Source organism: Lentilactobacillus kisonensis DSM 19906 = JCM 15041 (genome assembly GCF_001434135.1).
In the GTDB taxonomy this organism is placed as follows: domain Bacteria; phylum Bacillota; class Bacilli; order Lactobacillales; family Lactobacillaceae; genus Lentilactobacillus; species Lentilactobacillus kisonensis.
Genome location: NZ_AZEB01000007.1, coordinates 38859 through 53938 on the forward strand (window position 1 = coordinate 38859; position 15080 = coordinate 53938).

Sequence of the window (15080 nt, forward strand, 5' to 3'; positions counted from 1 at the left end):
GAGTTGAAGGTGGCTGCTGTTTTATTATGAAGGAGAGGTTGTTTCAATAAATCTAGTTAAACTTTTTGTTCAAACCAATACTGCCTAGGGCCACGACCAACATTAAGATTCCCAATAAAACTGTGATCAGTGAATCTTGATCGCCGGTTTGTGGTAATGTCGCAACGGCTTGCTTATTAATCTGTTCTTTAGCTGCAACGGCTTTTTTCGGTGTTGCTGTTGTGTCATGATCTTCGCTCAAATCAACTGGAGCATCAACTTTAGTGTCAGTTCCCTGTTGATGTGGAGTGACAGTGTCATCCTTTTCGTTCACAACTTTTGCTGGTTCATCTGTTTTGTTATTGGTTGCCGGAACCTTTGGATCGACCGGTTCATTCACTGTCGTTGGGGTAGCCGGTGGTGTCGGTGTCACTGGTGGTTCAGAAACCACTTGGGGCATCCCCGGAACCGTTGGGACACCAGGGGTTCCCGGAGTTCCCGGCGGAGTAATCGGCTGGTCCGATGTACCTGGTTGGTCTGGTGTACCTGGATTATCAGGTGGCGTTTCCTTCTTGCCCGCTTTGTTTGTAACGATCAGTTCAAAAACGTTGTTCCCTAAGTCTTTTAGTTCACCATATGCCGCTTTGAAGCCTTCAATTTCATTTTCAGTCACCTTATATTGGATGTTGGTTGGTAATCCTTCAAAGGCGCCTTGCCAATTATTATCGGCATTTAATTCGATTGAATCAACAACGCCACCATTTTGTGGACTCTTTGGATCGTCCAAAACAATGTTAATGACAACTTTATCAGGTTTGGTAATTGATCCATCAATTTGCCATTCCTTCGTAACTTTAACCGTCTTGGTGCCTACAAGTTGATTACCGAAGATAACGGAACCGTTAGAACCAATACCGCCGCCTCGAGGTGATTTGTTTCCGGTAATAATAACGGTGGCCAAACCAGCTGCGATTGCTTTGGCTGTCTCCGTCGACACATTCTTCAAAGCAATGAAGCCTGTTTCATGGTCAACGGTAACCGGATCAGTTTCCTGTTGGTGATCCCGATCGTGATACCATTGAACGCCACCACCACCGAGCATTCTGTTCGCAAGCGTTGTGACTTCGCCCTTCGCTTTAGCTTCACTCATGACGTCGTCGCCCTTATTAAGGGCCTGATTACCATAAATGGCGGTCCCATCGGTCACGTAAATTTCAGCGTCACCAGTCGGGCAGAACCAGATCCCACCGCCAGAGCCTGCGATCAATTGGGTAGTTCCACTAACCTTCATCGCACCATCAGTCGCTTCATTAGCGGTAATCAAACTGTTCCCAAGGTGGAGGGTATATTCCGCAATACTGACGTAAATGCCACCGCCATAGATATCGGCGACGTTATTCGTGATTGTGGCTTTGTTGATGGTCACATTATTGGAATTAACGTAGATCCCACCACCGGCGGCTGAAGCGTGGTTGCCGTCGATGATTGCGTCGTTGATGGTCAACTTGGCTAAATTAATACTGTTATATTCTTCGGCGGTTTTACCTTGTTGCACATAGCCCTGATGAACAACAATTGCGCCACCAGAAGCAACTGGGTTGGGTTGACGACCCACTAAGCCAGTTTGGTTCTTACTGATTGAACCGCCATTGATCGTAACATCAGCGTTTCCATTGACAAAGATCCCGCCAGAATGGTGCCAAGAAATGTTACCATCGATAGAGCCTCCATTCATGACCATGGTTGAAACGGCGTATTTATTGTACGTTGGGGTATTTACATCCCCCACGTTCACGCCGCCAACATCTGGACCGGAATTGTTATCAATGTGGCCGCCGTTAATGATCAAATGAGATCCTTTGTGAACGGCAACCCCACCGGCAGTATTTTGAACACCCCACTCAGTTGAGTTGTTAGTAATATAACTGCCTTCGTTCATGATAAGGGTGCCATCCTGATTGACCGCTACCCCGCCGGCATCACCAGTTCCCCGGTCGGGTTCCACGTATAAGTGATTATGGGTGATAACCGCACCTTCATTCATGGTGAGCGTGCCACCAAAAACCGTGACTGCCGCATCATTGTATGATGGTGGCGGAGGCGTGATCGTAAAGTCCTTGATAGTGGTGTTCGTCAATTCAGCGGTACCATCGATTCTAAACGCGCCATACGTTGCCCCCAGCTTGTTATTTCTCGGAACTTCGAAATTCTTAGCTGGCACAATTGTGATACCATCTTTTTGTTTCCCCTTGAAAGTTAACGTACCACCCTTTTCAACCATGATCTGAGAACCAAGATCAATTTGAACTGGGTCGCCTTGGTTGACAAAGGTAATATTTTGACCCTGTTTAACGAAGAACCCCTTCACCGTTGAAAATGAGCTACCAAGGGTAATGGTCTGAACAGTGCCGTCAACAGGCGCATTGTTCAAAGCATCGTTTAATTCCTGTTCATTAGTAACAGTTACTTCCGTTGCTGCGAGGGCTGCTTTGGCCTTCATAGCAGGAGCGGCCGGGGCCTTGGCTGGGGTTGCAGGTTTAACTGTTGTGGTCTCACTGTCACCAACCTTATCTTTATCCTTAGTTGGCTGAGTAGCAGTTGGCGTTGCCTGGTTAACTGGTTGCTCAACCGATTCATTAACAGCTTGCCTTGACTCGGTCTGTGGGGTTTTACTTACAGGCTGAGTAGTAGCTGGCGTTTTTGTTTGAGAAACATTGGTTGCTGTTCCCGGTTGAGAAACGTTGGTCGGCTCAGCTGGTTGTTGAGCGGCTGGGGTTGTTGTTGCTTCAGAAACTGATCCGGCCGTCTTTGGTTGTTCAGTCGCGTTCTCAGTTGCCGCAATCGGTGTTTCAGCTTTGGTTGGAACTTCAGCCTGAGAATCAACTGCTGGCTGTACGGGTTGGGTTCCCTGAGCCGCCGGTGGGCTAGTCTCGGCTGCCGGCTGCGTCACTGCTGGCTCAGTTACGGTCACCTGGGCTGACTGGGTCGGTTCAGCAACCGGCTCAGCCCTAGCCAGTGTCATTCCACCTCCAAACAATAGCAACATGGCAACGATCGCCACCCCAACGGCTATCAGTAAATTCCGAATCCGTTGGGTCACTTGACAAAAGGTTCTCATGATTACCCCCTCCTCGATAGTATGCGTGTAATGTAATCCTTAATACACGTGAGACAATAAAGCGTTCTGGGCATCCCCTTGATACCACCATAAATATATCAACCCACTCAATTTGTCGCAACATTAACGCACTGCTTTTATAACTTTATAGTGATTAATGTGTAAACTACTAATTTATAATGGTTGAGTTAAAAGAATGACTGATTTTATTTCAATCCAGATATATCATTTGTCAAACGTTGATCTGGCAGCATCATCTCTATCTTTGGACAAAACAAAAGCCAATCAGTAAAGTTTAACTGATTGACTCACTAGAACTATTTGATTACTTTCACATACTTACTATTAGCAGTCACATAACCACCAGCAACCGCATAACGTTTTGCGCCAAAGGTCGTGGTTGAATAAGGTTGTGAGTATTCCCACTTCTTCACTTTCAAGACGGTGCCCTTCTTAATGTGCTTCGTGCGCTTGCCAAAGTTGGCGTTGTTGTAACGGTAGATAGCTTTCTTAACCCTAATTTGCTTAGGTTGTTTCTGGTCACCAGCAATCACCAGTTTCCGATTACCAGTAATATAGTGACCATTACTCAATAGGTAACGGGTGGTCAAATTGTGTTTAACAAACCCTTTAACCTTGAGTTGCGTGCCTTGCTTGAAGTTCTTAACTTTACCAGTCAAGTTTTTGTTCTTATATTCATTGACGCCCCGTGGATTAATGATCGTCAACGTCTTGTGAGAACTGTGATAGTAAACTGGCCGAACAAAGGCATAGTCGGCGGTGATGTAACCCGTCTTACCGGCGGTCTTGCTGTGATGGTTAACGTCACGAACCACGTACCGCAAGTTGCCAGCTTTAGATTTAGCGTAATCGGTCACCACAAACATCGGTCGATTAATCCGCGGCTTCTTAGCATAGTTGGCAACTCGTTCGCTCTTTTTGAAGTCTTTGTTACTATACATATAGATCTTCTTCAAGACGTAAACGGCTTCACCCTTCTTGGCAATGCCTGGAGTTGCTGGCTGCGTGGTTACAGTCGGCGTTGATGGCGTTGGAGTTGGATTTGGTGTTGGGTTAACCGGATTTATAGGGTTAACTGGTGTTGGATTAGGCTCTGGTGGGATTGGTGGCGTTGGGGTATTCTTTTTATAAACTAAAGTAATATCCTTACTATTTGGGCCATACGTACCAGATAATTTACCATTTGCTAGAGTTGGCGCTGTGCCGCTCGTTGCAAAGTGGTCAAACGTGTATCCACTGACAGTTGGAATCGTGTAATTCCAAGCCGTCTCAGACTTATCGGTAAGCGTTTCTTGCGTCTTACCGTTGATGGTGAGTGGCTTATTATCACTATCAACATATTTGACGTTAAAGGAAATGTTTTGAACTGGGGTTGTCTTACTAAACGTATACGTAACCGTTGGTAACCCAGCCGCGGTATCAGCAACAGAATATTTGGCGTTCTGCTGTCCACTGGAATCTTTAGGGCCATCAGCTGTCACACTCTTATATCCGTTGGTTGCCTCCAACTGCTGGAGTGTATTATTAACATCCTTGCTATTGTCACTTGTATCGGGATCAGCTAATGTTAAGCCATCGCTACCAATGGCATAGTTCCACAAGTCATTTTCAGTTCCTGAAATGGTTGATGATCCAAGAACAGTGCCACCTTCATCCTTATAAATAACGTTAATATTTCCAACGGTATCATCCAACGTGTATGGTTGGACAATGACCCCATTGTATGGTGTGTTTCCGAGTAACTTGTCGTTGTAATAAACCGTCAGGGTACCCTTCCCATCACCATCTTTATTCAAATTAGTCCACGTGACCGTTTTAGCACTAGTATTGGCTGTTCCATCGGCGGTGCTATTATAATCACTTGCAAAACTCGTTTGCGGTATCTTCCCAATATAGTATGGAACAATTGGAATGTTTTCGCCGACAATATTTTTTACCTCGCTGTTAATTGCAAAAGAAGTCATTGTGTAGCTTTTCGTTTTGGGATTCAAATTTATATTTGGTAAAACATAAATTTGACTATTCAAGGAATCTCCTGAGGAGTCAACAAAATTAGATCGTCCCCACGGAGAAGCATCAGTAACTCTATTCCCATATAAGCCAGTAAATGAAGTATCAAGAGTATTAAACGTTTTATTGGCAAGTGCACTAATATCATGTATTTGATTTCTCTGAAAGTCTACTCCCGAGAGATTCTTCAAATCTTTAAGTGCATCAATATCGCTAAGTTCTCCACGTCTTACTGGAACATTGTATTTTGTAAACGCTGAATAACTAGCACTCAAAGAAATGTAGGATGAATTCTTCGCATACTCTAATCCCGTTAAAGATTTAACACTCAAGATAGCATTAAATATGTCTTCATTATCCGTCTGATTACCATCTGTAGTTGCATAATTAATACCTGTTAAATTATCTTCAAGTAGCTTCTTACTGATTTGATCAGGTGATGTCACATTTTCCCCATCAACCTGAACACCTTCTAAGGATAATTCATTGACAACAATTGCCTGTAAGTTCTTGTCTGGCATCCAGTCATCAAGCTTGCCGGTTACATCGGGACCAATTGCATCTGCAGCAGCTTGACCCTTCCAATCTGGGTCAACATTGGCCTTTATCCAGGCGTCATGTTGAGCCGTACTTCCGCCGTTCCATGGAACATAGGTTGCGTCAGAATCAGCAGCTAGAGCTGATTGCTGTCCCCCCCCCATCATATTAAATGACAGGATCAATGATGCTGTCGCAACGATTGCTAACAGCGCTTTGAGGAATAATTGAAAGCTTCCTCTGTTGTGGTAACCAATGCTATCCATAAAAATACCCCCTAAATTTTTCGTTCCGTTAAACACAAATATACCCAACGCATTTACGTAGACTGTAGAAACAACTTTATTTTATCATAAGCATTCAGTCACGAAACAAATTTCGTCGGTTAACTTTATTTTTTATTTTTTAGTGGTAAATGACTATAAAAGCACAATCATTCTCAATTACTCAGAGAACAATCATGCTTAGTAACACTTTCAACTTTTCGATCCAATACTACTTAAAACCTTTCTCCTCGGCTAAATGTTCCTTAGCGGTATAACCCTTCACACTAATTTTAATCACCCCAACATACTCAATAGTCTTTTCTGAAATATGAAACAGGTCAATCGATTGCCCAGTCTCATGTGACAAGAGTAGTTGCAAAGCGTGGCGCTTAACCTCGGGATCAGCCACTAGTTCAGCATCCCCATACCCCATCACACTGCGATAGGCAAAGCTCGGCGTATTTTCTTGCGAGTCTTCTGGCGTCATTAATTGACCACCATCGTCAATTTCAAAGCCCATTCGGCCATCTTGCTTGATTAAATCGCGCTTATGGCCCACCGGGGCGCCGTGGATGTACAGGGTCAGATGATTATCGGCATCAAATTCATACGCAAAATTAGTTGGCACGACATACGGATAATCTGCCGTCCGAAAACCACTGTGAATGACGTGGGAATCGTGTAAAATCAGCTTAATTTCATTAATATCAGTTACTTCTCGATCTTTTCTCCGCATCATCCTACTCCTACAGTCGACCGCCAACCTGATGGGGACTTGGCTTGCCGTTTATAATCGCCATGGTATCATTTAACGCAATTTCAACCATGTTCTGAACAGCAACCTCCGTGTAGAAGCCAATATGAGGACTGACATTGACGTTAGGCATTGCTAACAATTTCTTCAAGTTCTCGTTATTAATCGGTTTACCAGACAAATCTTGACCAACAATCCCATTCTCGCCTTCGATGGTGTCAATCGCAGCTGCGGCAATCTCTTTATTTTCAAGTGCAGCCACCAATGCTGGCGTATCAACCACCGGTCCGCGAGACGCGTTGATAAAAATCGTCGTTGGCTTCATTTCCTTGAATACCTTGGCATTAATAATATGATGGGTCTCTTCAGTGAGTGGCGTGTGCATTGTGATAATGTCGGCCGTCTTGTAAACCGTCTCGTGATCGACGTAGGTCAAGGTATCATTTAATTCTGGACGGTGAATCGGGTCGGCAGCAATCACCTTGGCACCCAATGCATTGAAAATTCGAGCAACGGCGCTACCAATTTTGCCAGCACCGATAATTCCCACCGTCAGGGTATGAATTTCCTTAGCTTCAATTCCCTTCCAGCTGAAATCACCCTGATCTTCACGTTCTTTCACTTCCCCAAGGTGGCGTAATAGCCACATGACGTGAGCCAGCACCAATTCACTCACGGAACGGGGTGAATAAGCTGGCACGTTCGTTACCACCAAGTCGTTCTTGGCCGCTTCTTTAAGATCCATAATTTCATAGCCGGTACTTCTCAGCGCAATCTGCTTAATTCCAAATGAGTGCAACTTTCGGTAGACTTCAGGATCCCCCACAGAACCGTGCTGTAAAATCGAAATACCATCATAACCCTTTGCCAAATCAACGGTTTTTGCACTCAGAGGCACCGTATTGGTATCAACCTGAACCCCATTTTGTTTGGCCCAATCATTAATGGGTTGTTGTTCGTCGGGACGAGACGTGTACATTAAAATTTTCATAATCACCAATTAACTCCTTTACTTAACGGCTTTTTTATCAACGTAGGCTTGAATTCGACTAATGGCTTCTTGAAGGTCCTCAGTGCTGGCCGCGTAACTGATTCGAACATACCCCTCACCACCAGGAAGGAAGTAGGAGCCCGGAATCAAGGCTACCTTAGCTTGCTCGGCAAGTTCATAACAGAATGCTTCACTATTCTGATTGAGGCCTTCGGGAATTTTGGCAAATACGTAAAAGGCGCCATTGGGGTTAGGACAACTAAAGCCAGCCTTTTCTAACCCAGCAACCAGCAGATCTCTTCGTGCCATGTAAGCTTTCTTCATTGGTAAGGCATCGTCCATCCCATTTTTAAAGGCTTCTTCAGCGGCTGCCTGCGTGTTCGTTGCTAAAGATGTGATTGTAAATTCGCTCACCTTAGCGACTTCATTAATGATGTCTTCTGGACCACAGATCATCCCAACCCGCCAGCCAGTCATGGCATGGGACTTCGATACGCCGTTCATTACTAACGTTTGTTCAGGTAGAATGGTCCCCATTGAAACGTGGGTTCCGTCGTAAGTTAATTCGCTGTATATTTCGTCGCTTAAACAGATGATGTCATGCTTTGAAATCACGTCAGCGAGTTTTTGTAAATCATCTTGATGATATGTAACGCCAGTGGGATTGTTAGGGAAGTTCAGAATAACCGCTTTAACAGTATTTTGGTTGGCTTCAATTGCGGCTGATAATTTCTCTGGCGATAAAATAAAGCCGTCCTCAGAGGTATCAACAAATACCGGTTTAGCCCCCGCTAGCATCAATATTGGCACGTAAAGTGGGAAAATTGGTGTTGGCACAATCACCGTATCACCTGGATTAATCATCGCAGTTAACGCGGCATAGATCGCACCTGTGGCACCGGCTGTCATGATTAATTGCGTATCTGGATTGTAATTAAGGCCATACTTTTTGTTAAGAAATCCCGCAGCGGCTTTTCGCAAGCCCTCAGTTCCCCGTGAATTAGTGTAATGGCTTTGGTTAGCCTCGATTGCCTTAACTGCCGCCTGCTTCACGTGCTCAGGCGTATTAAAATCGGGTTCCCCCAAGGTCAATTTAACAATATCTGGAATTGCTGAAATTTTCTGATTAAAAGTCAAAATTGCGGCGGGCGTTAACGCAGCCACCCGTTTGTTCATTTTGTCTGATAAGTTACTCATAGTGTTTTCCTCCTAAAAATAAGTGAGCGGATTCAGGTGGTTAGAAACCGGAGTGTAAGTCTCCTCCGAAGAAAATTCCCGGGTCTGGAATTTTTCTCGGAGGTGCTTACACGTAGGTTTCTGCCTGAAGGAGCTGTCCTAATAAAGTGTGCGGAGCCAGGCGCTTAGAAACTGGAGCATAAGTCTCCTTGGACAGAAATTCCCGGGCTTGGAATTTTTGGCCGAGGTGCTTATGTGGAAGTTTCTGCCTGGCGCAGCAGTCCTAAAAAAAGTCCTTCTCAGTCAGTTGATTGACTGAAAAGGACCCACCATTGGTTTATCCCGCACAGTCAATTACTGATCTGCGCGGCCTTTAATTTCCATCATGAAAATCTCTTGGCTTATCACAGATCAGATCTGGAAAAACCAAAAGTAATATCGGCAACTATTCAATTGAGTTTCTTGATTGTTTATCATCATTAAAAACTCCTTAGAATAAGTTAATTACATGATAACTGTTTTAATATGGCTTGACAAGGTTTATTCTGATTTTTCTGCCCGACCTAGGTGTAAGGCAGCTGCCCCAAAAGTTAAGAGTCGGTAGGAAACGTTAGTCATCCCCGCCTTCCGAAACATTTGAGCCAGCTGCTTGGCAGTGACGAATTGCTTGGCAGTTTGCTGCAAGTACGAGTACTCTCGGTACTTTCCAACAGCAAACTGGGCCATAACCGGAACAATTTTAAAGTAGCCCCACCACCCCAATTTAAGTAATGGTGACGTCGGCTTTGATGTTTCTAGTGATTCAATTTGACCGTTTGGATGAACAACCCGAACCATTTCGGCAAGCACTCGGTTAGCATCCGGAACGTTACGCAAGCCAAACCCGATCGTTGCGACATCAAATTCATCGTCCGCATAGGGCAGCTCCATGGCATCTCCCGACACAAGGGTGACCCGGTCGGAAACACCTGCTGCGGCGATTTTCTTCTTAGCGACCGCTAACATATCTTCGCTAAAATCCAAGCCAACAACCCGGCCAGCCGGTCCAACCGCTTTGGCTAAGGCAACTGTCCAATCACCCGTGCCACAGCACACGTCAATCACAAACGCACCACGTAAATGATGCAGTTCTTTCATGGCAATCCGTCGCCACTTACGATGTAAGCCCAGGCTAATCAAAGAGTTCATCGAGTCATAGTTAGGGGCTAGTTCATTAAACAATGATTCAACTTGTGATTCAGGTGTTTTATTTGTTAAGCTCATTTTGTCGCTCCTCTGGTATAATTTGATTGTGACTTGTAACAAATCCATTTGTCTATTGGAGGCTCCTAATGAATTTATCAACATTTACCGAACTAATTGAATTTAAAATTCTTGGTGCGAGTGCCTTCCCATTTAGTGTTGGCCTCTTCTTTAGCTGGTACTTTTTAAATTCCGTTAATGGCTTATACGCGGCGCTGTTCTTCATCGCAATGATTTTGTTTGACGCCGCCGTTAACGTGATGGACAATTATAACGACTTTCACCATTCTGACGCAGAAGAATACAAATCGAAAACCAATATTGTGGGCCGGGCAAACATCTCCGCAACCTTCTTAAACAGTTTACTGGTTGCTCTAATTGGCCCCTCTGCCGCCATTGGTCTTTACTTAACCACCAAAGTAGGCCTACCACTACTTTGGATGGGGATGTTTTGCTTTGCGATCGGCGTGTTGTATTCAACCGGTCCACACCCGATTTCTAGCACACCATTTGGTGAACTAGTTTCCGGTTTCACGATGGGTGTCATGATTGTCTTGATTTCAGTTTACATTAATTCTTATCAAGTGTTCACGTGGAACCCTGAATTATTATTAGAAATTTTGTTGGCAGCGGCCCCTGAATTCATTTGGATCGGCAATATCATGTTCTCCAATAACATTTGCGATGCTGAAGAGGACCGCTTAAACCACCGTTACACCATTGTCCACTACTTGGGCGTTCCACACTCAGTTTTTCTATTTAATGCCATGAATATTCTAGCCATTTTACTGATTTTCTTAGCAATTTTTTTAGGCGTTTACCCAGCCGCTCTCATTTCCATTGCCTTAGCCGTTCCATTTATTTTCAAACAAATGCGACTATTTACTGCCGAGCAGGTTAAAACTAAAACGTTTGTGTGCTCAGTCCGAATTCTGGGTGCCGGTTCACTTAGCCTCTGGGTTGGCTTTTTGGCATATTGGTTGTATTCATTAGTTGGTTAAGCAACTTGGATGGTACCGGAATCTCTTCACCTTTATCATTTCGATCAGAATGATATTAACAATACAAACGAACGATTCTAGGAGAAAAAAATGCATAAACGATACGTTACTTTAAGCATTTTACCCATCATTATACTTACAATCATCGGATCATTGGTATTTTTTTCAAGTCAGTCTCGTAAAACACCGTATCCGGTTCAATCACCTCACCAAACAACCAAACCCAAGCAAAAATATCGGCCGTTATCTGAAGCTGAATTCCAAGCCAATCGAAAAATCAAATACGCCAGCATCATTTATTACGCGGTCAAGCACGTCAACATTCAACGCTGGCAAGAAGTTTCGGATTTCAAATTAGGCTGGCAAATTGAAAGTTCTCGGGTAGCCGGTAAAGTTCATTACTTAGTTTGGCCAGACAAAAGCATCACAAAACAGGAAAAACAATTAACCCCAAACTGGTTTGAAATAAGTGAACATCACGTTATCTATCACAGCTTTGAAGTTCACACATCCCAAGCTGATGAAGATCAAAGTCGCGAAACGAGCGACCGCCATATTATTAGAACGATTAATGATGATCAGGCGGCTACCACTGTTCGAAAGATGAGTAAGAATGTGGTGACTAAAGCGGGGTAATTATCTGAAGACTACTGAAACTGGTGTTTAGCCAATGGCGCCTGTTGTTATTGGGAAGTTCTTTCTCCCCCTAAAATCCAAAACCAGAGTTTCCGCCGTTATCTAGTGGAATCGTGCTCCGAAAAGCAGCCGCTAACAATATAAGGGCTTTTCTTCGCACACTAGCCCTTCATCGACTCCGCAAACTTCGTCTTAATAAAATTAGCTGAAGTTTGCAGTTTTTCTTTTTCTTCATCTGTTAAGTCCAGTTGCACCTTTTCTAAGATGCCATCACGGCCCACAATTGCTGGGTATGATAGATACGTGTCCAATTCTTCTCGGTAATTTGAGACTGCTAGCTGCGTTCTTGCATCACTAATCACAGTGTTAGCTAACCGAACAGCCGCCGTTGCTACGCCGTAATTTGTATATTTCTTACCGTGGAACACATTGAAGCCGCCTTCACGTGCTGCTTTACCTAGCTTGTTTAAATCCAAGCCACGCTGTTTTGCAATTTCCGTAATTGGATGACCCAGTACGCGAACTGTTGACCAAGCCGTGAATTGTGAGTTGCCGTGCTCACCCAAGTTATAACCAGAAACCGAACGGGGATCAATTCCTAATTCCTTAGCAACTGCCCGCTTCATTCTTGACGAATCAAGTAACGTGCCAGTTCCAATGACGTGTTTCTTTGGCAATCCAGTAATTTGCTGGTACATCGAGGTAATAACGTCAACTGGATTCGAAATATCAACGATAATCCCATTAAAACCGGAATCCTTAATCTTTTGCGCTACTGATTTAACCGCCTTGCTGGTAAATGGTAATTCCGCAAACCGGTCGTCATTTTTATTATCTTGTAATTTAATGTTACCTAACGCGGAAATAATAACGTCTGCGTCTTTTAAAGCTGAGTAGTCGTTAACCGTGATATTGGTGTGAAAGGGTAAATTAGACATGGCATCTTCAAAATCCGTTGCATCCGCCTCAACCTTTTTCTCTCTCGTATCAATTAAAACTAAATCGTCCGCAAACCCACAAGCAACTATGTAATGTGCAGCAGTGGAACCAACGTTTCCCATTCCAATGACAGCAATTTTTCTTGTCATTTGATCACCTCATATTATGTTTTGCTGATTGATTTATCTTAGTTTAGCACGGAACTGATAAAAATGGCAGATAAATTAGAAAATTAAATTTCTATTTGAATACCAAAAAAGCCCTCAACCATAATTAAATGATTAAGAGCTTCTAATAACGATTTATCCTGGGCTATTTCATATAAGCATACTTATAACTCCACTGTGTTCCAGCAGTATTGTGAATAACACCCTTTAATGAAGACTTCTGAAGATATGATGTCACTTGTTGATAGAGTGGCGTCATTCCTTGGTCTTTGTTAAATAGTTTAGCGGCTTGGACAAGATCATCCCAACGCTTATCAGTATTGTTTGCGTCCTGATTTTGAGCCCGATTGATCAGCTTATCGTAGGTAGCATTACGATACTTACCATAGTTATAAGCTGTCCCAGATTCTGGAATTTGCAGGAACGAAATTGGATCGTTGAAATCGGCGCCCCAGCCAGAGAGGTAAATATCAAAGTCACCCTTCAACGCATCTTGGGTAGCAACTTGCCCTGGCACGTTTCTAATATTCAGGTCAAACCCTGGCAAGACCTTTTCTAATTGGGCCTTCAAATATTGAGTCACAGGGCTCGTAGTTGGATCATCACTTGAAGCCAGAATTGAAAGGCTGACTTTCTTAACACCAACTTGCTTCAATCCCTTTTCCCAATACTGTTTAGCTAACTTTTCATTATGATCAACGGTATTTGGAACAGCTTGTTGTTTGGCAAAGTCCACGCCAGTCTTAGGGTCGCTCGCTAGCTTTGAGGCCACAAAACCAGTTGGTGTCGCAGAACCGTCACCAAGAACTTTCTTTGTCAACTGCTTTCGGTCAACCGTCAAGGAAATTGCAGTTCGAATGTTACGATTGCTCATAACTTTTTGCTTGGTCTTGCTTTCATCTTTGAAGTTATATTCCAAGAAGCTAACCAGTGAATAAGGGTACTGTTTGAATTCCTTGTTTCTCTTGTAATTCTTGATTTGTTGATTTGACAATGGCGTCAAATCAAGTTTGCCTTGTTGGTAAAGCTCAAGTCCAGTTGTTGGGCTGGCAACCACGGTATAGTTAATCTTCTTAAGCTTGACAACGCTCTTATCCCAGTATTGATTATTCTTAACAAACTGCCACTTGTTGCCCGTTCCATTCCAACCTTCGATCTTAAACGGACCAGAATAAACCATGTATTGCGACTTAGTTCCGTATTTTTTCCCATACTTTTGAACGGCCTTTTGGCTTTGCGGGCCAAACAATGGATAAGCCATTAACACCTTGAAATAAGCGATTGGCTTCTCAAGTTGAACGACAACCGTTTTATCATCGGTAGCTTTAATCCCAACGGCACTTGGTGGCAGCTTGCCGGCATTAACCTTGTCAGCATTCTTGATCCCACTAAACAGGTATGCATAAGTCGACTTCGTCTTCGGATTGAGTGTTCTTCTCCAAGAATAAACAAAATCTTGGGCAGTAATCTTATCACCATTACTCCACTTAGCATTTCGCAGGGTAAAAGTCCAAGTCTTACCATCCTTAGACTTTTTTGCACTCTGGGCGAGGCCAGCAGTTGGTTGACCATTTTTGCCAAGTCGATAGAAACTTTCAAACGTATTTCCGGTTTGACCATACCCGGTCGATTTGGAAACATCAATTGTATCTAAAGGTGCAGTCGTACTAAGATTGAGTGTCTGGCGCTCACTTGAGTTGGATTTCTTACTACTAGACTGACCACAGGCTGCCAGCCCAACCGTAATAATCCCAACGACTGCCACCAATAATATTGCTCTTAGCTTTTTCATTTTTTCTCCTCCAAAAATTAGTTCGAATTCACCAACCTAATATCTGACTACACAAGATGATCTTCCCCTTTAGTTTCACGTGCTTCTTAGCTCTATTAATTAAATACGCAAAGAAGCAAGCTATTCTAGAATTATTTTAGACCCTCGATTTTAGACAAACAAAAAGAGTGTCACAGCTTCAGTTAACACTGAAGTCGCGACACTCTTAGCATTCCACTCAATGGGCTGGTCGAAACCATCCCCATCTGATTAAATGGAATTCCTAAAGAAGCCACCATCAGTGCTAACCTGAGCTGGACACATCGAACAACACATTGATTTAACAGCTGATAATTGCATGGGTGACTTCCTCCTCGTTTGATATCTGCAACAAATATATATGATTTACAAGTTCTTGTCAACAAAAGAAGTGAGCGGAGTCAGGTTTCTGCCTGACGCAGCGGTCCTAAAT

10 protein-coding genes are annotated in these 15080 nt (G+C 43.6%); 2 read left to right on the forward strand and 8 right to left on the reverse strand.

The window, feature by feature from the left end:
* Nucleotides 1-52 precede the first annotated feature (52 nt).
* From FC98_RS15325 to FC98_RS05005, 6 genes are all read right to left on the reverse strand, one after another.
* Entirely contained in the window at nucleotides 53-3097 is a 3045-nt protein-coding gene (locus FC98_RS15325) for a Cna B-type domain-containing protein (RefSeq protein WP_056949277.1), read from the reverse strand.
* A 317-nt stretch (nucleotides 3098-3414) separates the two neighbouring features.
* Entirely contained in the window at nucleotides 3415-5931 is a 2517-nt protein-coding gene (locus FC98_RS15140; RefSeq protein ID WP_056949278.1) for a DUF5776 domain-containing protein, read from the reverse strand.
* 229 nt (nucleotides 5932-6160) lie between these two features.
* Nucleotides 6161-6667, reverse strand: coding sequence for a pyridoxamine 5'-phosphate oxidase family protein (locus FC98_RS04990; RefSeq protein ID WP_040471200.1), 507 nt, complete (start codon nucleotides 6665-6667; stop codon nucleotides 6161-6163).
* A 10-nt stretch (nucleotides 6668-6677) separates the two neighbouring features.
* Complete coding sequence (locus tag FC98_RS04995) at nucleotides 6678-7679, reverse strand: D-2-hydroxyacid dehydrogenase (RefSeq protein ID WP_172633912.1); 1002 nt, start codon at nucleotides 7677-7679, stop codon at nucleotides 6678-6680.
* A gap of 15 nt (nucleotides 7680-7694) precedes the next feature.
* Complete coding sequence (locus FC98_RS05000) at nucleotides 7695-8873, reverse strand: aminotransferase class I/II-fold pyridoxal phosphate-dependent enzyme (protein ID WP_008856180.1); 1179 nt, start codon at nucleotides 8871-8873, stop codon at nucleotides 7695-7697.
* Between the two features lie 519 nt (nucleotides 8874-9392).
* Complete coding sequence (locus tag FC98_RS05005; RefSeq protein WP_040471204.1) at nucleotides 9393-10115, reverse strand: demethylmenaquinone methyltransferase; 723 nt, start codon at nucleotides 10113-10115, stop codon at nucleotides 9393-9395.
* Between the two features lie 68 nt (nucleotides 10116-10183).
* Here FC98_RS05005 and FC98_RS05010 point away from each other — a divergent pair, with 68 nt between their 5' ends.
* Entirely contained in the window at nucleotides 10184-11095 is a 912-nt protein-coding gene (locus FC98_RS05010; RefSeq protein WP_056949279.1) for a 1,4-dihydroxy-2-naphthoate polyprenyltransferase, read from the forward strand.
* 90 nt (nucleotides 11096-11185) lie between these two features.
* A complete protein-coding gene (locus FC98_RS05015; RefSeq protein WP_008856185.1) occupies nucleotides 11186-11731 on the forward strand; it encodes a hypothetical protein in 546 nt (181 codons plus the stop codon).
* A 161-nt stretch (nucleotides 11732-11892) separates the two neighbouring features.
* Here FC98_RS05015 and FC98_RS05020 read toward each other — a convergent pair whose 3' ends face one another.
* Nucleotides 11893-12819: an L-lactate dehydrogenase gene (locus FC98_RS05020; RefSeq protein WP_054654756.1), complete on the reverse strand. Its 927-nt coding sequence runs from the start codon at nucleotides 12817-12819 to the stop codon at nucleotides 11893-11895.
* Between the two features lie 163 nt (nucleotides 12820-12982).
* Complete coding sequence (locus FC98_RS05025) at nucleotides 12983-14629, reverse strand: peptide ABC transporter substrate-binding protein (RefSeq protein WP_056949280.1); 1647 nt, start codon at nucleotides 14627-14629, stop codon at nucleotides 12983-12985.
* Nucleotides 14630-15080: the final 451 nt, after the last annotated feature.